The following is a 20,591-nucleotide window of genomic DNA, read 5'->3' as shown; positions in this document are numbered from 1 at the left end:
CCGCGGGCGGGTCTCCGGACGGAGCAGCGCGCGGGGCGGCCGCGGGGCGGTGCGGGTACGTTCGGCATGTGCAGAGGTCACGCTTCGTCAGCTGCTGGGCGGCCGCCCTGGGCTCCGCCCTGCTGTCGGCCGGGCCGGTGGCCGGGCCGGCGACGGCGCAGGACGCGGTGAGCGTGATCGGTGGGGAACGGCTGGCCCGCTCTGCCGTCCAGGTGGCGCCGCGGGCCGGGGCGCCCACGCTGCCGCCGAAGCTGACCGGACGGTCCTGGCTGGTGGCCGACGCGGGGACGGGCGAGGTGCTGGCCGCGCAGAACGCCCATCTGCCGCTGCCGCCGGCGAGCACCCTGAAGATGCTGTTCGCCGAGACCGTGCTGCCGAAGTTCGAGCGCACGGCCGAACACCGGGTGGCCCCCGCCGAACTGGCCGGGATCGGCCCCGGCTCCAGCCTGGTGGGCATCAAGGAGAACCTCACCTATCGGGTCGAGGACCTGTGGCGGGGCGTCTTCCTCTCCTCCGGCAACGACGCCGTGCACGTGCTCTCCCACATGAACGGCGGCCTGGCCCGCACGGTCACCGAGATGCAGGCCCGCGCCGACGCCCTCCAGGCCCGGGACACCCATGTGATCTCCCCGGACGGCTACGACCAGGAGGGCCAGGTCTCCTCGGCGTACGACCTGACCCTGTTCGCCCGGGCCGGGCTGCGCAACGCGGACTTCCGGTCGTACTGCGGCACCCGGACCGCCCGCTTCCCCGGGGCCGTGGACAAGGTGACGGGCCTGCGCACCACCTTCGACATCGCCAACACCGACAAGCTGCTCGGCCGTTACCCCGGACTGATCGGGGTGAAGAACGGCTACACCACCAACGCCGGCGCCACCTTCACCGGCGCCGCCGAACGCGGCGGGCGCACCCTGCTGGTCACCGTGATGCACCCGGAGGCGCAGGTTCAGGTGTACGACGAGGCGGCGCTCCTGCTGGACTGGGGCTTCGCCGCGGCCGGCAGGGTCGACCCGGTCGGCCGGCTGGTGGAGGACACCACCGCCTCCTCCGCCCCGAGTCCCGCCGACGGGGGCCTGCCCCGCGCCCTGGAGCAGGCCGACCACGCGCTCGGGCCGGCCGGCTGGACGGCGTCCGCGCTGGGGGCCGCGCTCATCCTGCTGGCCGCCGGGCGGAGCCTGAAGCGGCGCCGCCGCTGGTCCCCGGCCGTGCCGCGACCGGCCGCCCCGGAGCTCGCCGTCACGGAGTTCTCCGCCCCGGAGTTCGCCGTCCCGGAGTTCTCCGCCCCGGAGTTCGCCGTCCCGGAGTTCTCCGTCCCGGAGCTCATCGGCGCCGCGCCGGTCACTGCGGGTGCCACCGCCCTGGGCACCCGAGCGGTGGGCGCGCGAGCGGTGGGATCCACCGCCCTGGGCGCGCGCCGGGCGCGTGGTGGCACCCGCCGCCGGCTCCTGCGCGCCTTCCGCGCCCGCCTCCACGCCCCGCGCACCGGCCGCCGCTGACCGCGGCCACCGAAGGACCACCGCCGACCGGGGCCACTGACGGACCGGAACACGCCGGACGGCACACGACGCCCCACGCACGCGTCGGCCCGTCCGTCGGTCCCGACCGGGACGGCCGTCTAGGATCTCCCCTCATGAGCGCCACACCGCCGCCCTCCAAGGACCAGCTAGAACGCCTCGTCCGCCTCTCCTCCGGCAGCTACCTGCTGGTCACCACCTACCGCAAGGACGGCACCGGCGTGCCCACCCCGGTCTGGGTGGTGCGGGACGGCGACGCGCTGGGCGTCTGGACCGTCGCCGACTCCTGGAAGGTCAAGCGGATCCGCAACCGCGCCGACGTGCTGGTCGGCCCCTGCGACGTGCGCGGCAACCCGACCGGCGAGCAGTACCCCGGCGTCGCCGAGATCTGCACCCCCGAGCGCACCGCCGCGTACCGCACGCTGCTGCGCCAGAAGTACGGCCTGCTCGGCGTCCTCACCCTGCTCGGCAGCAAGCTGCGCCGCGGCGACCGGGGCACGGTCGGCATCCGCATCACGCTGACCGACCGCCCCGACTGAGCCCGACCGCCCCGGCCGCCCCGGCCGCCCCACCGTTCGCCCCCGTCGCGCCCCGGCCTCCCCCGGTCCGCCTGTTCGTCCGTTGTACGCCTGGCCGTCGGCCGCCGCCCGCGGTACAGCACCAGTGGCGGTGCTACACACGCAGCGCCCGATGTTCCACTGGTCGTCAGGTCGTCAGGAGGAATCCGATGCGGCACAAGGTCCGAGTCCGGCTGCGAGCGGGGGCGGCGGTCACCACCGCCGTCCTGACGGGGGCGCTGCTGGGGTTGCCCGGCAGCCCCGCGCAGGCGCTCTCGCCGGACATCGTCATCAGCCAGGTGTTCGGCGGGGGCGGCAACAGCGGTGCCCCGTACACCCATGACTTCGTCGAGCTGTACAACCGCGGCACCACCACGGTGAACGTGACCGGCTGGAGCGTGCAGTACGCCTCGGCCTCCGGGTCGTCCTGGTCGCGGACCACGCTGTCCGGGAGCATCCCGCCCGGCCGGTACTTCCTCGTGAAGGAGGCCGCGGGCGCGGGTTCCGGCGCGCCGCTGCCCACGCCCGACGCGACCGGCACCGTCGCGATGAGCGCGACCAGCGGCAAGGTCGCGCTGGTGACCAACGGCACCGCCCTGACCTGCTCGACCGGGTGCGCGACGCAGCCGGGCGTGCGGGACTTCCTCGGGTACGGCCCCTCGGCCAGCTCGGCGGAGGGCTCGCCGACCGGGAACCTGTCGAACACCACCGCCGCGCTGCGGGCCGGCGGCGGGGCCGTCGACACCGACGCCAACGCGGCGGACTTCGCGCTCACCGCGCCGAACCCGCGCAACTCCGCGTACACCGGGGGCGGCGGCGGGGGCACCCGAATACGGGACGTGCAGGGCGCGGCGCACCTCTCACCGCGGTCCGGCCAGAGCGTCAGCGGCCTCCCGGGGGTGGTGACGGCGGTCGGGGCCAACGGGTTCTGGTTCCAGGACCCGCAGCCGGACGCCGACCCGGCGACCAGCGAGGGCCTGTTCGTTTACACCGGCTCCGCGCCCTCGGTGGCGGTGGCGGACTCGGTGACGGTCGGCGGGACGGTCAGCGAGTTCCGCCCGGGCGGCACCGGCGGCACCGCCAACCTGACCATCACCGAACTGACCTCGCCGTCGGTGACCCTGGTCGCCCACAACGCGGCGCTGCCGGCGCCCACGGTGGTCGGCGCGGGCGGGCGGGTCCCGCCGGCGACGGTGATCGACGACGACGCGACCGGCAGCGTGGAGACGAGCGGGGTGTTCCAGCCCGCCACCGACGGCATCGACTTCTGGGAGTCCCTGGAGGGCATGCGGGTCGAGCTGGACGGCGCGGCGGTGGTCGGCCCGCGCAGTTCCTTCGGCGAGATCCCGGTGGTCCCGGCCGGCAGCACCACCCGAACCTCCCGAGGCGGGATCGTGGTGCAGGCGGGCGACTTCAACCCGGAGCGGGTGCTCGTCGACGACCTGCTGGCGCCCACCCCGTCCGCAAATGTCGGCGACACCCTCGCCGGGGCGACGGTCGGCGTGCTGGACTACTCCTTCGGCAACTTCAAGCTGCTGCCGGCCACTTCGCCGACCGTCACGCCGGGCGGGATCGCCCCGGAGACCGCCGCCGCAGCCGGCGCCGGCCAACTGGCCGCCGCGACCTTCAACGTGGAGAACCTCGACCCGACCGACCCGCAGAGCACGTTCGACGGGCTGGCGGCGGCCGTGGTGAACAACCTGCGCTCGCCCGACCTGGTCGCCCTGGAGGAGATCCAGGACAACGACGGCGCGACCGACAGCGGCACCACCGCCGCCGACCAGACGATGTCCCGGCTGATCACGGCAATCTCCGCGGCGGGCGGTCCGGCCTACTCGTACCGGCAGATCAGCCCGCAGAACGACCAGGACGGCGGCGAGCCGGGCGGCAACATCCGGCAGGTCTTCCTGTACCGCACCGACCGCGGCCTGAGCTTCACCGACCGGCCGGGCGCGGGCGCCACCACCGCGAACTCCGTGGCCAACACCGGCGGGGTGCCGTCGCTGGCCTACTCCCCCGGCCGGATCGACCCGACGAACTCGGCGTTCGGCGCCAGCCGCAAGCCGCTGGCGGGCGAGTTCCGCTGGAACGGCCGGCCGGTCTTCGTGATCGCCAACCACTTCAACTCCAAGGGCGGCGACCAGCCGCTGTTCGGCCGCTACCAGCCACCGGCCCGCTCCTCCGAGACCCAGCGCCACAACCAGGCCTCGGTGGTGAAGGCCTTCACCGACCAGATCCTCGCCGTCGACCCGAACGCCGCGGTCATCGTCCTCGGCGACCTCAACGACTTCGAGTTCTCGGTGACCACCGACCTGCTGACGGCCGGCGGCTCCCTGGTCGACCTCCCGCGCACCCTGCCCGCCGCCGAACGCTACAGCTACGTCTACGAGGGCAACTCGCAGGTCCTGGACCACATCCTGATCTCGCCCGCCCTCGCGGCCACCGCCTACTCCTACGACATCGTGCACCTCAACAGCGAGTTCGCCGCGCAGCTGAGCGACCACGACCCGCAGACCGTCCGGCTGCCGCTGCCGTAAGGCGCCGGTCCCCGTACCCCGGGAGCGGGAGGCCGGCCGGCCTCCCGCTCCTCCCCTTTTTCCGTTCCATCCGTACGGGAACCGGCCGGGCGGGGCGGCCGACTGGTGGGAGGTGAGTACGAAGTCACCGGGTGGCCGGTCGTTGCGTGGGTTGGCGGGGTTCGCCCTGCTGTTGGTGGTGGTGTTCGCGGTGGCGTTCGCGGCCGGACGGGAGGCCGGGCCGGTGTCGCCGGGCCTGGTGCCCGGGAGCGGCGGGGGCACGCCCGGAACGGGCGGGCACCACCTGGGGATGGGGGCCGCGCGGTGAGCGGCCCGGACGCGCCGGCCGGCGAGGTCCTGGTGAGCACGGACCTGGCGGTCGGCGGGATGACCTGCGCGGCCTGCGTCGGGCGGGTGGAGAAGCGGCTGGCCCGGATCGACGGGGTCACCGCGGGCGTCAACCTGGCGACCGGCCGGGCCCGGGTGCTGCACCCGGCCGGGGTGCCGGTCGGGGAGCTGGTGGCGGCGGTCGAGGCGGCCGGGTACGACGCCGAACCGGTGGCACCGGGCGCGCCGCCCGTACCGGTGGCCGAGGCAGCCGGGGAGGCGCCGCGGCTGGTGCTGACGGCGCTGCTGTCCCTGCCCGTGCTGGTGCTGTCGATGGTGCCGGCCTGGCAGTTCCCCGGCTGGCAGTGGGTCTGCTTCGCCCTGGCCGTACCGGTGGTGAGCTGGGGGTCGGCCGGGTTCCACCGGCGGGCCCGGCAGGGGCTGCGGCACAGCACCGCGACCATGGACACCCTGGTGAGCCTCGGGGTGGTGGCCTCCTTCGGCTGGTCGGCGTACGCGCTGGTGTTCGGTGGCGCGGGGGCGATCGGCATGCGGATGCCGTTCGAGCTGACCGCGACCGGCGGCGGCGCGCACGTCTACCTGGAGGCGGCGGTCGGGGTGCCACTGTTCGTGCTGGCCGGACGGCTGTTGGAGGGCCGGGTGCGGCGGCGCGGCGGTTCGGCGCTGCGGGCGCTGGCCGAACTGGGCGCCAAGGAGGTCTGCGTCCGCGACCCGGAGAGCGGTGAGGAACGGCTGATGCCCGTCGAACTGCTGCTGCCCGGCCGGGAGTTCGTCGTGCGGCCGGGTGACCGGGTGGCCACCGACGGGGTGGTGGTGGAGGGCACCTCGGCGCTGGACCTGAGCCTGTTGACCGGGGAGAGCGTCCCGGTGGAGGTCGGCCCCGGCGACCGGGTGGCGGGTGCCGCGGTGAACGTCGGCGGCGCGCTGGTGGTCCGGGCCACGGCGGTCGGCGCGGACACCCGACTCGCCCGGATCACCGCGCTGGTGGCCGAGGCGCAGGCCGGCAAGGCGCGGGCGCAGCGGCTGGCGGACGCGGTGGCCGGGGTGTTCGTGCCGTGCGTACTCGCGGTGGCGGTGTGCGTGCTGGGCTTCTGGCTGGGCGCGGGCGCCGACCCGCAGGCGGCGGTGACGGCGGCGGTCGCGGTGCTGGTGGTCGCCTGTCCGTGCGCGCTGGGGCTGGCGACGCCGACGGCCCTGCTGGCGGCCACCGGCCGCGGGGCCGAACTGGGCGTGCTGGTGCGCGGTCCGGAGGTGCTGGAGAGTCTGCGCCGGATGGACACCGTGGTGCTGGACAAGACGGGCACGCTCACCACCGGCCGGATGCGGCTGGCGGAGGTCACCGTGGCCGCGGGCGTCCGGGAGGCGGAGGTGCTGCGGCTGGCCGCCGCGGTGGAGCGCCGGTCGGAGCACCCGATCGGGCGGGCGCTGGTGGCGGCCGCCTGCCGGGACGGCGAGGGGCCCGGCTCCCTGCCGCCGGTGGACGGCTTCGCGGCGACCGCCGGGGTCGGTGTGGCGGGCCGGGTCGAGGGGCGGACGGTCCGGGTGGTCCGTCCGGACGGCCGCGCGCCGCTCGCCCCGGCGCTGGCGGAGGCGGTGACGGCGGCCGGTGCGGCGGGCCGGACCGCGGTGGTGGTGGAGCTGGACGGCCGGCCGTCGGCCGTGCTGGCGGTCGGCGACACCGTACGGTCGGGCAGCTGGCGGGCGCTGCACCGGCTGCGCGGGCTGGGGCTGGAGACCGTACTGCTCACCGGGGACGGGCCGGGCGCGGCCCGGGCCGTGGCCGGTGAACTCGGCATCCGGCGGGTGCACGACTCGGCCTCCCCGGAGCGCAAGGCCGAGGTGGTGGCGGAGCTGCGCGGCGCCGGGCGGACGGTCGCGGTGGTCGGCGACGGCGTCAACGACGCGGTCGCGCTGGCCTCGGCGGACCTCGGGGTGGCACTCGCCTCGGGCAGCGACGCGGCGATCGGCGCGGCGGGGCTGACCCTGGTGCGCGGGGACATCGAGGCGGTGGTGGACGCCGTGCTGCTGGCCCGGCGGACGCTGGCCACGATCCGGGTGAACCTGGTGTGGGCGTTCGGCTACAACGCCGTGCTGATCCCGCTGGCGGCGGTGGGACTGCTCAACCCGATGCCGGCGGCGGTGGCGATGTCGCTGAGCTCGCTGCTGGTGGTGGGCAACAGCCTGCGGCTGCGCACCTGGCGCCCGGACCGGCGGGGAGCCGGACGGCCGGGGCCGCGGGGAGCCGGACGGCCGGAGCGACGAGGGGCCGGACGGCCGGGGGTGGCGCGATGAGGGCGCGGCTCGTACGGCTGCGGGCGGCGGCCGCGCCGGTGGGGGCGGCGGCGCTGGCGCTGGTGCTGCTGTCCGGGTGGACGGCGGTCGGCGGGGCGGGGCGGCAGCGGCCGGTGGAGGCGGGGCCGGGCCGGCTGCTGCTGCCGACGGCGGGCGCGGCCACCGCCACGGCGGCCTTCTTCACGGTCCGCAACCCGGGCGATGTGCCGGACCGGCTGATCGGCGCGAGCTGGGAGTTCGGTGGCGCGGTGACCCTGAAGCGGCACCGGCACCTGGGCGCGGCGGGCCGCTGGGAGCCGGTCACCGGGCTGGAGGTGCCGGCCGGGGGCGAGCTGGTGATGTCCCCGGAGGAGGGGGATCTGATGATCGCCGATCCGCCGCCGCTGAGGGTGGGCCAGATCGTGGAGTTCACGCTCCGCTTCCGCGCCAGCCCCGATCTGAGGGTCCGGGCCGAGGTGGTGCCGCCGGGCAGTCGCGGCACCACCACCGGCCCGGCCGTTCCGGGGCGCCAAGGCTTGTCTGACACGCGCTAGACGAGGTCGAGGACCTCGCTCACCGGGCGGCGCGGGGTGGCCGCGCCGGGCGGGCCGTAGCCAGCCCGGAGCACCAGCTGGACGTGGCCCGGTCCTTCGGCCGGGTCGCGCAGCCGCCACCGGGTGTCGGGCCACTCGGTGGCCTGGTGCAGGATCGTCAGCCGGATCCCGTGCAGGGTGGCCAGCAGCCAGACCCGTTCCAGCGCCTGCCCGGTGCGCAGCCGGTCCACCGGGCCGTCGCCGGTGGTGGTGAGGGTGCACAGCTGGGGCAGCGCCTCGAAGCGCTCGGAGGCCCGGGCCTCGCCCGCGTGGTACGGCGGCCGGCCGGTGAACTCGCGCATCGGCACCCGCGCGTCGTGGTCCTGCGGCCCGAGCGCCGCGACCGGGATGCCGTCGGTGGCCTCGTCGCCGGGGGCCCGCAGCCAGTCGCGGGTCTCGGCGAGCCGGCCCGGGTCGGCGGCGGTGCGGCGTTCGGCGTCGGCGGTCGCCTCCAGGACCCGGTGCACCCCGTCCTCCTCCAGGGCGGTCAGGGTGACGCCCTCGGCCCGGGCGGCGTCGATCAGTTCGCCGAGCACGGCCTCGGGCACGTCCCGGTTGGCGAACGGCCGGCGGCTGGAGTGGCGTTCGGCGATCGCCGAGTAGAGGTCGCGGCCGAACGGCGGTCCGCCGTCCACCGCGGTCGCCGCCGCCGGGCCGGGCGCGGCCAGGTCGAGCACCGCGAGCAGCCCCGGCGTCCCCGGGTCGGGCAGCAGCCGTACGGTCGGCACCCGGCCGAGGCGTACGGCGGCGACGCGCAGGTTGAACACGGCGGCGCCGACCGAGATCTGCAGGGCGGCGCCGTCCGGGTCGATCAGCGGCAGGGCCCGCGCCGGATCGGCGTGCACCTCCAGGCCGCACCGGTCGGTGGTCGGGCGGAACCGCCAGGGCTGGGTGTTGTGCAGCGAGGGTGCGGCGGATCCGGCGGCGGCGAGCAGCCGGAGTTCGTCGGCGCTGAGGGGGGTTGCCTCGGTCATGGTGATCCACTCCTTGCCACGGCCCGCCCGGGGGCGGCCCGGTACGGCCGGCCCCCGCACTACCGAGCCTGCGCCCGGGGGCGGTCGGCGAACAGGGTCCAAGGGCCCGCGCGGCCCGGCCGTACGACCCGCGGGCGCTCCGGCGGTGCGGTCCGGGGGGCGGGTTCCGGGCCGTACGGCGGGGCGGGCGGGCGTTCCGGGCGGGTCGCGCGGGCCGGTCGGGGGCGCGGGCCGGCGGTGGCCGGCGCCCGGTCAGAGGCGCCGGACCACCGCGACCGGCGCCCGGTCAGGGGTGCGGGACGGCCTGCACTCGGTTCAGGGGTGCGGGACGACCGCGACCGGCGCCTGGGCGTGGTGGAGGACGGCGTGCGCCACCCGGCCCAGGCGCGGGCCGAGCTGGTGCGGGCGCCGGCGCCGTCCGATCACCACCAGGTCGGCCGCGCCGGAGGCCTCCACCAGCGAACGGGCCGCGCCCAGGCGCACCCGCTGCACCAGCTCCACCCCGGCCGTCAGCGCCGGGTGTCGCTCGCAGAAGTCCTCCAGGGCGAGCGAGAGCAGCTTGGCCTCCAGGGCCTGGAGCTGCTCCAGTTCCGTCTCGGGCGGGATCCAGCCCGCGTAGGTGAAGGCCGGCGGCAGGTCCCAGCCGTGCACCACCCGCAGCCGGGCGCCGCGCAGCGCGGCCGCCTGGAAGGCGAAGGCGAGCAGCTCGTCGTCCGGGCCCCGGGCGTCCAGGCCGAGCAGCACCTCACCGGCCTGGACGCCCGCCACGCCGTCCTCCTCCACGTCCCGTCCGTCGCCCCCTCGGTCGGAGGCGTCGCCCTCCTCACGGGGCCGGACCAGGACCACCGGCGTGGCCGCGCGGCCGGCCACCGCCAGGCCGACCGAGCCGACCAGCAGGCCGGTGAAGCCGCCGAGGCCGCGTGAGCCGAGGACCAGCAGCCCGGCCTCCTCCGCCGCCGAGACCAGCCCGTCCACGGCCGCGTCGAGCACCACGTCGGTGTGCACGGCCAGACCGGGGTGGCGGCGGCGGATGCCGTCGGCGGTCGTGGTGAGCATGCGCTGCGCGGCGGCCGGCAGCTCCTCGCCGTTCACGAAGGCCGAGGCGCCGTCGGTGAGCCAGGGCCAGGCGTGCACCAGCCGCAGCGGCACCTCCCGGCGCAGCGCCTCCTCGGCGGCCCACCGCGCGGCGGCGGTGCTCTCCGGCGATCCGTCGATCCCGGCCAGCACGGGTGGCTTCATGGCGGCGTCCTCTCCCAGGGTTCCCCGGCGGCCGGGCCGCCGGAGCCGGCGGCTGACACACCGTCCGGCCCTTGCCACCCTGGCCTGCCCCGGGGGCGGGATACAGGGTCGCTGGTCCCGTCGGACAGGGCCGGAGGTCCCGGTCCGGCGCGGGGGCGCGGGCGCGCGCCGGGCGGCGGCCACCGGAGGGCCGCACTCCGGTGCCGGTTCGCACCGGACCCGGCGTTCCGCGCGGGGTGCGCGGGCGCTAGCGTGATTTCCGACAATTCCCCTGGTCGGATGATCGGGTCGGCTCCCGGTCCGGTGACCGGGGCGGCTCCGGCCCGACGACCGGGGCGGTCCCGGTCGGCTGACCGGGGCGGAGGAGCGACCGGTGCGGCCGTACCGGCGATGACGAGGAGGAACGCCGGTGGTCGGCGCGGACGGTGCCCGGTCGGTTGCGGCCACGGCGGTTACGAACGGTACGGCCGCCGACACCCCACCCGGGGACGCGGACCGGATGCCCCGGATGCCGCGGCTGCGCCTGGACGAGCTGCTGGAGGAGCTCCAGTGGCGCATCGACGCGGCGCGCGGCACCCGGGACCGGGTGCACAGCCTGCTGGAGGCGGTGCTGGCGGTGGGCCGGGAGCTAGACCTCGCCCAGGCGCTGCACCGGATCGTGGAGGCGGCCGCCGACCTGGTGGACGCCCGGTACGCGGCGCTGGGCGTGCTCGCCGCGGACGGGCACTCGCTGTCGCAGTTCCTGACGGTGGGTCTGAGTCAGGAGGAGATCGACGCGATCGGGCCGCTGCCGTCCGGCCGGGGCATCCTCGGCGAGCTGATCCGCCGGCCGCAGCCGCTGCGCTGTCCGGTGCTGTCGGACCACCCGGCCTCGGTCGGGTTCCCGGCGCACCACCCGCCGATGCACACCTTCCTCGGGGTGCCGGTGCGGGTGCGCGACGAGGTGTTCGGCCACCTGTACCTGACCGACAAGCGCGGCGGCCTGGACTTCGACGCGGACGACGAGGTGGTGATCTCCACGCTGGCGGTGGCCGCCGGGGTGGCGATCGACAACGCGCGGCTGTACGAGGAGGCGCAGCGCCAGCAGCGGTGGCTGCGGGCGAGTGCGGAGATCACCCGGGCGCTGCTGTCGGGCGCGCCGCGGATGGAGGTCGTGGAGCTGATCGCCCGCCGGGCGCGGGAGATCTCCGGCGCCGAACTGGCCGACGTCTCGGTGGCGTTGGCCGAGCCCGGTGAGCGCGCGGGCGAGCTGACCGTCCAGGTGGCGCTGGGCGGGGACCCGGCCGGGCGGCTGGGGGTGACGGTGCCGGTCGAGGGGACGCTGTCCGGCGCCGCGTACCTGTCGGGCTCGCCGGCGACCAGCGAGTCGCTGGAGTGCGACGCCCGCTATCCGGCCGGTCCGCCCGGGCGGTTCGACGGGCTGGGGCCGGCGGTCGCGGTACCGCTGGGGACGTCCACGGGTTTCGGCCGGGGTGTGCTGCTGCTGGCCCGGGAGACCGGACGGGAGGCGTTCACGGCGGCCGAGACCGGCCCGCTGGAGGGCTTCGCCGACCAGGCCGCACTGGCCCTGGAGCTGGCCGAACGCCGCCGCGACGCCGAGCAGTTGACGCTGCTGGAGGACCGCGACCGGATCGCCCGGGACCTCCACGACCTGGCCATCCAGCGGCTCTTCGCGACCGGGATGACGCTGCAGAGCGCGGGCCGGCTGATCGAGAGCCAGGGCGCCGCCGACCGGGTCGGCCGGGCGGTCGCGGACCTGGACGAGACCATCAAGATCATCCGGTCGACGATCTTCGGCCTGCGCGCCCACAACGAGCCGGACCGGGGCCTGCGCGCCCGCGCCACCCGGGCCGTCGGCGAGGCGCAGGCCGTGCTGGGCTTCCCGCCCCGGCTCTCCATGGAGGGCCTGCTCGACACCGACGTCCCGCCGGAGCTGGCCGAGCAGGTACTGGCCGTCCTGGGCGAGGCGCTCAGCAACGCGGCCCGGCACGCGCGGGCGGGCCGGGTGGAGGTGGCGCTGCGGGCGCTCGGCGGGCAGGTGACGCTGAGCGTGACCGACGACGGCGTGGGCGTCCCGGACGGCGGGCGGCGCAGCGGACTGCGCAACCTCGCCGAGCGGGCCGAGAAGGTCGGCGGCCGCTTCGAGGTGCGGGCCGCCGAGGGCGGCGGGACGGCGCTGGTCTGGGAGGCACCGCTCGGGTGAACGGCGGCGGCCCGGGTCGGCGGGAGCGCCGCCCCGATGAACGCCCCCGGCCCCGGCCCCGTTTCGGTGGGGCCGGGGCCGGGTCCGGGTCCGGGTCCGGTGATCACGGTCACGGTCACGGTCACCAGGAGCGGGCCGAACCGCCCGTCGTGGCCGCGGCGGCCGACGCCCGGGCCTGCTCGGTGGCGATCAGCGCGGCCTGCACCCGGCGCTCGACGCCGAGCTTGGCCAGCAGGCGCGAGACGTGGTTCTTGACGGTCTTCTCGGCGAGGTAGAGCCGCTCGCCGATCTGCCGGTTGGTCAGGCCCTCGCCGATCAGCGCGAGCACCTCCTGCTCGCGGGCGGTGAGCTCCGGGCCGGTGGCGGCGGGGCGCTCGGGCTCGCGGTCGCCGCGCATCCGGGCGAGCAGCCGGGCGGCCGCGCCCGGGTCGAGCATCGAGCGGCCGGAGGCCACCGTGCGGACGGCCTCGACCAGGTCGGTGCCGCTGATCTGCTTGAGCACGTAGCCGGCCGCGCCGGCCATCACCGCGTCGAGCAGGGCCTCCTCGTCGTCGAAGGAGGTGAGCATCAGACAGGCCAGATCGGGCATCTTGGACCGCAGTTCACGGCAGACGGCCACACCGTCGCCGTCCCCGAGGCGGACGTCGAGCACCGCGACGTCCGGGCGCAGCGCGGGCACCCGGACCAACGCCTGCTCGGCGGTGGCGGCCTCGCCGACCACCGTCAGGTCGGGCTCGCAGTCCAGCAGGTCGTGCACGCCGCGGCGCACCACCTCGTGGTCGTCCAGCAGGAACACCCGCACCGGCGCACCGGTCTCCGCCGCCCCGCTCGCCATCGCCGTCTCCGTCTCCTCGCGCCCGGCACGGTGCACGGGACGCTCGCATCCTCCCGTCCGACCGGGACTTCCCGCCAGGGCCCAAGGACCCCATTCGAAGGATGTTCGAGGAGCGGCGAGCGCGTTTCCACGGAGGTCGGCCGGTTCCCGGACGACGGGTGCCCGTTCAGGGCCGGTGCCGGCGGGTCAGGGCCGGGTGTCTGTTCAGGGCCGGTACCCGCGGTTCAGGGCCGGTGCCGGCGGGCCTCGCCGAGGCCGATGAGCAGGAAGACCGCGGAGACCGTGAGCGCGCTGCCCGTCGCGGCGGCCAGGCGGGGTGCGAGCGGGCCGCCGCCGGTGAAGAGGATGGCGGCGGCGCCGAGGGAGGCGACGGCCAGGCCGACCAGCAGCCAGCCGAACAGCTGGCGGGCGGCGGCGCGGGGCGTCGTCGGCATCGGCCCGGCGTCGAGCATCGCCCAGCGCACCGCGTCCTCGTGCCGCTCCCGGCGGCTCTGGTGGTGGGCGCGGACCCGCAGGATGACGCCGGCGACCAGCCCGGCCAGCGCGACCTGCGCGGCGGGCCGCCAGTCCGTCAGCACCAGCAGCAGCCCGCCCGCCAGGGCGACGCCGGCCCACCAGGTCACGCAGGCCGCGGCGGCCGTACGGGCGGAACGCGGGCGGTCGTCACCGGCCTGCAGGTCGGCGATGGCGGGCAGGTACCAGACGCAGCCGGAGGCGGTGATCGCGGCCGTGCCGATGGCCAGGACGGTGTTGGACATGCCTTCGCTCCTCGACCGGAGGGTTGGTTGGCTCGGAAGGGTTCGCGGGGGTGGGCCGTCCCCGCCCGCCCGGGGGTGTCAGGTGTACGGGCGGGGACGGCGCTCCGGGGCGGGCGGCTCCGCGGCCGCGTCGCTCGTATTCGAGCGGCCGCGGAGCCGTCCGGGTCAGGGCTCGCGGACCTCGTCGTCGGCGGGCCTGCGGCGGCCGGGCAGGTCGTACGCGGCGGGGGTGACGCCGGCGAGGTGCTTGGCCGGTTCGCCGTGCTCGTCGAGCCAGTCGCGGGCGGCGATCTCCGGGTGGTGGAGGTCGAAGGCCGGGGATTCGGAGCGGATGCGGGGCAGGGTGGTGAAGTTGTGCCGCGGCGGCGGGCAGGAGGTGGCCCACTCCAGCGAACGGCCGAAGCCCCACGGGTCGTCCACGGTGACCTTCTCGCCGTACTTGGCGGTCTTCCAGACGTTGTACAGGAACGGCAGGATCGACAGGCCGAGCAGGAACGAGGCGATCGTCGAGACGGTGTTCAGGGTGGTGAAGCCGTCGGAGGCGAGGTAGTCGGCGTAGCGGCGGGGCATGCCCTCGGCGCCGAGCCAGTGCTGCACCAGGAAGGTGCCGTGGAAGCCGATGGTCAGCGTCCAGAAGGTGATCTTGCCGAGCCGCTCGTCCAGCATCTTGCCGGTCATCTTCGGCCACCAGAAGTGGAAGCCGGCGAACATCGCGTACACCACGGTGCCGAACAGAGTGTAGTGGAAGTGCGCGACGACGAAGTACGAGTCCGAGACGTGGAAGTCGATCGGCGGGGCCGCCAGCAGCACGCCGGTGAGACCGCCGAAGAGGAAGGTGACCAGGAAGCCGACCGTCCAGAGCATCGGCGTCTCGAAGCTCAGTGAGCCCTTCCACATGGTGCCGACCCAGTTGAAGAACTTGACGCCCGTGGGCACCGCGATCAGGAAGGTCATGAACGAGAAGAACGGCAGCAGCACCTGCCCGGTGACGTACATGTGGTGCGCCCACACCGTGACCGACAGGCCCGCGATGGCCACCGTGGCGGCGATCAGGCCGGCGTAGCCGAACATCGGCTTGCGGGAGAAGACCGGGATGACCTCGGAGACGATGCCGAAGAACGGCAGCGCCAGGATGTACACCTCGGGGTGGCCGAAGAACCAGAACAGGTGCTGCCAGAGCATCGCCCCGCCGCTGGCCGGGTCGAAGACGTGCGAGCCGAACTTGCGGTCGCACTCCAGCGCCAGCAGCGCGGCGGCCAGCACGGGGAAGACCAGCAGCACCAGCACCGCGGTCAGCAGCACGTTCCAGCAGAAGATGGACATCCGGCTCATGGTCAGGCCCGGGGCGCGCATGCAGATGATGGTGGTGATGAAGTTGACCGCGCCGAGGATGCTGCCGAAGCCGGAGAGCGTCACGCCCATGATCCACATGTCGGCGCCGACGCCCGGCGAGTGGATCGCGTCGGAGAGCGGCGCGTAGAGGAACCAGCCGAAGTCGGCGGCGCCCTGCGGGGTCGCGAACCCGGCGGCGGCGATCAGCGAACCGAACATGAACAGCCAGTAGGCGAGCATGTTCAGCCGGGGGAAGGCCACGTCGGGCGCGCCGATCTGCAGCGGCATGATCCAGTTGGCGAAGCCGGTGAACAGCGGCATCGCGAACAGCAGCAGCATCACCGAACCGTGCATGGTGAAGGCCTGGTTGAACTGCTCGTTGGAGAGGATCTGCGTCCCCGGGCGGGCCAGTTCGGCGCGCATCACCAGCGCCAGGATGCCGCCGATCAGGAAGAACCCGAAGGCCGACACCAGGTACATGCTGCCGATGGTCTTGTGGTCGGTGGTGGTCAGCATCCTGACCAGGGCCGAACCGGGCCGGCGGGTCCGGTCACCGACCGGCCCGGCCGCGGCCGGCGGCAGCGCGCTGTCGCCCCTTGCCTCGATGGCGCTCAAGGACGCACTCCTTACGAACTTCTGCGAATGGATGGCGATCCATGATCAGAAGGGAAGGGGCCCGCCCCCTAGGGCCGTTGGTCCCGCCCGGCCCGGGTCGGTGGGCCCGCGTTCCCGGGCCGGACCCGGGCCCAAGGGCACCCTCGGGCGGAAAAACGAAATGCCGGTACCGGCAGTGGAGTTGACCCCACTGCCGGTACCGGCGTTCGGCACACGGCGTTCAAAGCGTGATGTTCAACGGACGGCGTTCAGCGCGTGGCCGGCTCCGCGAGGAGGCGGTAGCCGGTGACCAGATCGGGCCGGATGGCCACCGTGTGGTCCATGGAGGCGTTCACCCAGGGCCGCAACAGCCGCTGGTAGTGCGCGAGTCGGTGAGGATCGGTGACCGCCCGGGCGTAGCCGGTCACCACCACGCTCCAGCCCAACCGGGTCACCGGGTCGATCGCGTCGGCCTCGTACGCGACCACCACGCCGTCCGTGTCCGCGCCGAGCGCCGCCGTGGTGAGGGCGGCCCCGTCGTGGGTGCGGATCACCACGACGTCGTCCACCAGCAGGTGGTTGACCGGCCGGATGGCGGGCAGCGCCTGCGCGGTGAACACCACCCGGCCGAACGGGACGCTTCCCAGGAGTCTCAACGCCTCGGCCCGCTGGAGCGGTTCGAGGTGGCGCGGCGGTGGTTCGGCCCGCGAGCCGAAACTGCGTACGGCGCCGTTCACGAGGCGGCCGCGATCAGTCCGAGCCGTCCGTCGAACCGCCGGTAGAGCACCTGGCCCCGGCCGTCCCCGGGCGGGGCGAAGAACAGGAACGGCAGCTCCGCCGCCACCAGCCGCTCGATGGCCTGCGGCTCGGTCAACTCCGGTGCCCCGCACGGGCTGAGCGTCATCGGCACGCTGGTCTGCGAGGGCGGCGCCGCGGCCCGGGTGCGGGCCAGCCGGTAGCCGGTCGGGCCCACCCGGTAGACCACCGCGTCGGTCTCGGTGGCCGGGTCGGTGAACAGGTGGATGTCGTAGTCCATCGCGTCCATCGTCCGGGCCGCCGAGTCCGGCGAACACCACACCAGGTGCGCGCACTTGCGGCGGACGATGCGCGGAAGCTCGGTCGCGTACGACAGGCGTGCGCGCAGCTCCTCCGGGGCGGCCCGCAGCCCGCTCCCGGCCGGCCGGTCCAGGCCGTCCGGCGTGCGGACCGGATCCGCCGCGGGCGCGTCGGCCACCCGCGGCGGCGGGGACGCCACCGGCCGCCCCGCCGGGACCGCGGCCGACTGCGCCCCCGCCGGGACCCTGCCGCGCGGGCGGCGCGGCCACGGCCGGGGCACCCAGCCGCCGGCGACGGCGGTGATCCGGGAGCGCAGCCCCTCGGTCACCCGCTCCAGGGCCTCGCCGAGATCCCCGGCGACCTCCTGGACCCGGATGCGCCGGCCGTCCACCTCCGCGTTCACCTGGGCCAGGACGGTGGCGGCGCCGACCAGCCCGACCCGTACCCGCAGCGCCTCGACCAGCGCGTCCGCGCCGCCCACGACGGCCGCGACCCGGGCGCCGGTGTCGGCCGCGAAGCTCCGCGAAATCCCGTCCCGCACCTGCACCGTGACCAACTCGCCCACCTCAGGCCTCTCCCGTCCCACCAATCCCGTACCCGAACCACGGACAAACCGTCACGCGTCGATCACCTTGCCCCGGCCCACCGCCCCCCGGCAAGGGTCGAACGGCCCCATCCGTGAGGGGACGGATCCGCATCGTGGAACCCGCCCGGAACGGCCCAGGCCGCCGGGGGTGGGGCGGGCACGGAGCACCCGGGGCGAGGTCACCGTCGTGGCCCGGTCGGCCACCCCGGCGCACGTCCCGGCCGTCCCACAGGCCCCGCACGCCCCATGGGACCCCGCGGGTCCCGTACGGCCCACCGGCGCACCCGCGTCACGCCCGTCCCGCGGGTCCCGTACGGCCACCGGCTCCCGCGCGCCCCGCCCCCTCCGCGCGGACCGGCGCGGACGCGGCCGCCCGGATCGTACGGGCGCGACGACGCAAAGATGGGGGCGGATCCCCCATGGACCGACGGCCGCGGCCCGGGAAGGATCAGCAGCGGAGACGGCGGGCGCCCGCGACGCCCGTCCGTCTCCCCGGCATCGGAGGTGCGATGGTGGAGGTGAACGCCGTGCGCGCAGGGCGCCCCGACGGGGGTGACGCGACGGCCTGGGGGCCGGCCGCTCCGGGGGCCGCCGGCACCCTGCCGACGCCGCAGCCTCCGGTGCCCGCCGACCGCGCCGCCTCGGCCGCCGCCCGGGCCGTCCCGGCCGCCTGGTGGCAGCCCGCCCGGCTGCCCGGTGAGGCCGGGCCGACGGCCGTCCCCGCCTGGGCCTCCTTCGCCGAGGCCGCGCTGGCGGCCGCACCCGTCCGGGCCGGTGTCCCGAACCGCACCCACCCCGGGACCAGCGGCTTCGCGCCCGTCGTCGCGCCGTTCACCGAACGGGCCGTCGAACGGCTGCTCGCCGCCCTCCCCGCCCGGTTCGCCGAGCGGCCCGGACGCTTCGACCTGCCGGCACTGCGGGCCGGCTTCGCCACCCGGCTGACCGAGCGCCTCACCCGCACGGCCGCCCGGACGCTCGTCCTGGAGCTCAACGTCGCCCGGGTGCGGGCCCGGCTCACCGGCGGCACCCCGCAGGAGCGGTTCCGCGACTTCGTGCGCCGCACCGCCTCCCGCGACGGGCTGACCGCGCTGCTGCACGCCTACCCGGTGCTGGCCCGGCTGCTCGCGCAGGCGAGCCTGGACGCCGCCGACGCCTTCGCCGAGTTGCTGCTGCGGCTGGCCGCCGACCGGGAGCGGCTGGTCGCCACCCTGCTGGCCGGCACCGACCCCGGGGCGCTGGTCGCCGTGGACACCGGCGCGGGCGACCGCCATCGACGCGGCCGTTCGGTGGCGGTGCTGCACTTCGCGACCGGCACGGCCGTGGTCCACCGACCCCGGCCGCCCGCCGTGCACCGGCACTTCAACGGCCTGGTCCGCTGGTTCAACGCCCTGCCCGGCACGCCGGGGCTGCGCACCCCGCGGCTGCTGGACCGCGGCGGCTACGGCTGGCTGGAGCACGTGGAGGCCCGGCCGTGCCGGACGGCCGCCGAGGTCGAGCGGTTCTACCGCCGTCAGGGCGCGCTGCTCGCGCTGCTGCACGTCCTGGACGGCACCGACGCGCACTACGAGAACCTGGTCGCCTGCGGAGAGCACCCCGTACTGGTGGACGTGGAGACCCTGTTCCACCCGCCGGTGCCCGCCCCCGCCGATCCGGCCGCCGACGACCCGGCCGCGGCAGCGCTGCGCCGATCCGTCCAACGGGTGGGCCTGCTCCCGCAGTTGCTGCTGGGCGACGACGGCGCGCTGGACGTCTCCGGGCTCGGCGGCGGGCATCCCGGCCTCTGCCCGGTACCGGGCGTGGACTGGGACGGCGCGGGCACCGACACCATGCGGCTGGTGCGCCGGGCCCGCCCGTTCGAGGCGGCCGCCCACAACCGGCCCCGGCTGGCCGGCGCCCCCGTCGACCCGGCCGCGCACACCGAGGCCCTGGTCGCGGGCTTCCGCGCCGGGTACGCGGCGCTGGCCGCCGCCCGCGGTGAACTGGCCGGGCCGCACGGCCGGTTGAAGGCCTTCACCGAGGCCGAGGTCCGGGTGGTGCCCCGCGCCACCCGGGTGTACGCGACCCTGCTGGACGAGTCCACCCACCCGGACCTGCTCCGTGAGGCCTCCGAACGGGACGCCCTGCTCGCCCTGTTGAGCACCGACCAGGTCGCCGACCCGGGCCGCCCCGAGCTGGCCGGGGCGGAACGGGCCGAGCTGTGGGCCGGCGACATCCCGCTGTTCACCGCCCGCCCGGGCCGCACCGGGCTGTGGACCTCCGACGGCCGGCGTCTGCCGGACGACACCGGCGCCACCGGAATCGCCCGGGCCGAGGCCCGGCTCGCCACCCTCGACGGGGTGGACCGCCGCGACCAGGAGTGGATCGTCCGGGCCTCGATGGCCGGCACCTCCACGGCACCGCCCCACCGCTGCGGGCGCCCGGCACCGGAGAACGTCTGGGCCACCGCGCCCGAACCCGAGCACCTGCTCGCCACCGCCCGCAGCGTCGGCGACCGGCTGGTCGCGCTCGCCCACCCCGGCCCGGTCCGCACCAACTGGCTCGGCCTGGAACTGCTCGCCGAACGCTACTGGCGGGTCCGCGCGATGGGCGCCGACCTCGGCGGCGGCTACACCGGCCCGGCGCTGTTCCTGGCCCGCCTCGCCGAACTCACCGGCTCCGAGCGGTACGCCGACACCGCGCGGCGCGCGCTGGCCCCCGTCCCCGCGCTGCTCGACTCGCTGGCCGCCCACCCCGGCCGGGCCGCCGCCGTCGGCTCGGGTGCCTTCGCCGGCCTCGGCGGCATCGCGTACGGGCTCGCCGAGGTCGCCCACGCGCTGGACGACCCGCTGATCGCGCAGTGCGTCGAACCGGCGGTCCGGCTGACCACGGCCGCCGCCGAGACGGAGACCGACACCGGCGTGCACGGCGGCACCGCCGGGGGCCTGGCCGCCCTCCTCGCCGTGCACGCCACCACCGGCCTGCCGGCCGCCCTGCACGGTGCCGAACGCTGCGCCGAACGCCTCGCGGCGGCCCCGCTGCCCGCCGTCACCGGCTTCGCGCACGGCAGCGCGGGGGTGGGCTGGGCACTGCTGCGCTGGGAGCACCGGCGCACGGCCGGGGCGGGGCCCGCCGACGGCCGTACGGCGGATGACCGTGCGGGCCGCACCGCCGACGGCCGTACGGCAGGCGACCGCACCGCTGGCGACCGGGTGGCGGTCGACCGGCCGGCCGACGAC

General features: G+C 76.2%; 15 protein-coding genes. 8 read left to right on the top strand and 7 right to left on the bottom strand.

The genetic code is table 11. The features are described 5' to 3' along the window. Window positions 1-68 precede the first annotated feature (68 nt). The 6 genes from ACWEQL_RS17600 (at window position 69) to ACWEQL_RS17575 (ending at window position 7,760) form a co-directional block, all read left to right on the top strand. Window positions 69-1,496, top strand: coding sequence for a D-alanyl-D-alanine carboxypeptidase family protein (locus ACWEQL_RS17600; RefSeq protein ID WP_452151159.1), 1,428 nt, complete (start codon window positions 69-71; stop codon window positions 1,494-1,496). 134 nt (window positions 1,497-1,630) lie between these two features. Then, a complete protein-coding gene (locus ACWEQL_RS17595; protein WP_452151158.1) occupies window positions 1,631-2,053 on the top strand; it encodes a PPOX class F420-dependent oxidoreductase in 423 nt (140 codons plus the stop codon). Window positions 2,054-2,241: 188 nt separating this feature from the next. Further along, window positions 2,242-4,608 carry a lamin tail domain-containing protein gene (locus ACWEQL_RS17590; RefSeq protein WP_452151157.1) on the top strand — a complete coding sequence of 789 codons (2,367 nt, stop codon included), beginning with the start codon at window positions 2,242-2,244 and terminating at the stop codon, window positions 4,606-4,608. Between the two features lie 142 nt (window positions 4,609-4,750). Further along, a complete protein-coding gene (locus ACWEQL_RS17585; protein WP_452151156.1) occupies window positions 4,751-4,915 on the top strand; it encodes a hypothetical protein in 165 nt (54 codons plus the stop codon). Between the two features lie 59 nt (window positions 4,916-4,974). Further along, window positions 4,975-7,227: a heavy metal translocating P-type ATPase gene (locus ACWEQL_RS17580; protein ID WP_452151186.1), complete on the top strand. Its 2,253-nt coding sequence runs from the start codon at window positions 4,975-4,977 to the stop codon at window positions 7,225-7,227. After that, complete coding sequence (locus tag ACWEQL_RS17575) at window positions 7,224-7,760, top strand: copper chaperone PCu(A)C (RefSeq protein ID WP_452151155.1); 537 nt, start codon at window positions 7,224-7,226, stop codon at window positions 7,758-7,760. Before ACWEQL_RS17580 ends, ACWEQL_RS17575 begins: the two co-directional genes overlap by 4 nt. On the opposite strand, the gene ACWEQL_RS17570 is transcribed toward ACWEQL_RS17575, so the two are convergent. Then, complete coding sequence (locus ACWEQL_RS17570; protein ID WP_452151154.1) at window positions 7,757-8,773, bottom strand: Acg family FMN-binding oxidoreductase; 1,017 nt, start codon at window positions 8,771-8,773, stop codon at window positions 7,757-7,759. The two genes, ACWEQL_RS17575 and ACWEQL_RS17570, sit on opposite strands and share 4 nt — an antisense overlap. A gap of 315 nt (window positions 8,774-9,088) precedes the next feature. Further along, window positions 9,089-10,012 (bottom strand): universal stress protein, encoded by a 924-nt coding sequence (locus ACWEQL_RS17565; RefSeq protein WP_452151153.1) that lies wholly within the window; start codon window positions 10,010-10,012, stop codon window positions 9,089-9,091. 499 nt (window positions 10,013-10,511) lie between these two features. On the opposite strand from ACWEQL_RS17565, the gene ACWEQL_RS17560 reads away from it, so the two are divergent. Then, on the top strand, window positions 10,512-12,215 hold the full coding sequence (locus tag ACWEQL_RS17560) for a sensor histidine kinase (protein ID WP_452151152.1): 1,704 nt from the start codon (window positions 10,512-10,514) through the stop codon (window positions 12,213-12,215). Window positions 12,216-12,336: 121 nt separating this feature from the next. On the opposite strand, the gene ACWEQL_RS17555 is transcribed toward ACWEQL_RS17560, so the two are convergent. From ACWEQL_RS17555 to ACWEQL_RS17535, 5 genes are all read right to left on the bottom strand, one after another. Then, the gene (locus ACWEQL_RS17555; RefSeq protein WP_452151185.1) at window positions 12,337-13,050 is read right to left on the bottom strand and encodes a response regulator; all 714 of its coding nucleotides are present in this window, start codon (window positions 13,048-13,050) and stop codon (window positions 12,337-12,339) included. Between the two features lie 224 nt (window positions 13,051-13,274). Beyond that, a complete protein-coding gene (locus ACWEQL_RS17550) occupies window positions 13,275-13,808 on the bottom strand; it encodes a hypothetical protein (protein ID WP_452151151.1) in 534 nt (177 codons plus the stop codon). 165 nt (window positions 13,809-13,973) lie between these two features. Continuing rightward, on the bottom strand, window positions 13,974-15,722 hold the full coding sequence (gene ctaD / locus ACWEQL_RS17545; protein ID WP_452151184.1) for an aa3-type cytochrome oxidase subunit I: 1,749 nt from the start codon (window positions 15,720-15,722) through the stop codon (window positions 13,974-13,976). A 281-nt stretch (window positions 15,723-16,003) separates the two neighbouring features. After that, complete coding sequence (locus tag ACWEQL_RS17540) at window positions 16,004-16,471, bottom strand: pyridoxamine 5'-phosphate oxidase family protein (RefSeq protein ID WP_452151150.1); 468 nt, start codon at window positions 16,469-16,471, stop codon at window positions 16,004-16,006. Continuing rightward, the gene (locus tag ACWEQL_RS17535; RefSeq protein ID WP_452151149.1) at window positions 16,468-17,355 is read right to left on the bottom strand and encodes a sigma 54 modulation/S30EA ribosomal C-terminal domain-containing protein; all 888 of its coding nucleotides are present in this window, start codon (window positions 17,353-17,355) and stop codon (window positions 16,468-16,470) included. The genes ACWEQL_RS17540 and ACWEQL_RS17535 overlap by 4 nt, the downstream gene beginning before the upstream one ends. Before the next feature lie 548 nt (window positions 17,356-17,903). Between ACWEQL_RS17535 and ACWEQL_RS17530 the strand changes: the two genes are divergently transcribed. Then, window positions 17,904-20,591, top strand: a 2,688-nt coding sequence (locus ACWEQL_RS17530; protein WP_452151148.1) for a type 2 lanthipeptide synthetase LanM family protein, incomplete at its 3' end; no start/stop codon positions are given.

It is taken from the genome of Kitasatospora sp. NPDC004240, from assembly GCF_053603215.1.
This window is presented reverse-complemented; position numbering and strand designations above follow the sequence as displayed.

Excerpts from the sequence above, each read along its gene's own strand:
- ACWEQL_RS17575 (WP_452151155.1), top strand. The coding sequence starts at position 7,224 with ATGAGGGCGCGGCTCGTACGGCTGCGGGCGGCGGCCGCGCCGGTGGGG.
- ACWEQL_RS17565 (WP_452151153.1), bottom strand. The coding sequence starts at position 10,012 with ATGAAGCCACCCGTGCTGGCCGGGATCGACGGATCGCCGGAGAGCACC.
- ACWEQL_RS17590 (WP_452151157.1), top strand. The coding sequence starts at position 2,242 with ATGCGGCACAAGGTCCGAGTCCGGCTGCGAGCGGGGGCGGCGGTCACC.
- ACWEQL_RS17555 (WP_452151185.1), bottom strand. The coding sequence starts at position 13,050 with ATGGCGAGCGGGGCGGCGGAGACCGGTGCGCCGGTGCGGGTGTTCCTG.
- ACWEQL_RS17560 (WP_452151152.1), top strand. The coding sequence starts at position 10,512 with ATGCCCCGGATGCCGCGGCTGCGCCTGGACGAGCTGCTGGAGGAGCTC.
- ACWEQL_RS17595 (WP_452151158.1), top strand. The coding sequence starts at position 1,631 with ATGAGCGCCACACCGCCGCCCTCCAAGGACCAGCTAGAACGCCTCGTC.
- ACWEQL_RS17550 (WP_452151151.1), bottom strand. The coding sequence starts at position 13,808 with ATGTCCAACACCGTCCTGGCCATCGGCACGGCCGCGATCACCGCCTCC.
- ACWEQL_RS17570 (WP_452151154.1), bottom strand. The coding sequence starts at position 8,773 with ATGACCGAGGCAACCCCCCTCAGCGCCGACGAACTCCGGCTGCTCGCC.
- ACWEQL_RS17580 (WP_452151186.1), top strand. The coding sequence starts at position 4,975 with ATGACCTGCGCGGCCTGCGTCGGGCGGGTGGAGAAGCGGCTGGCCCGG.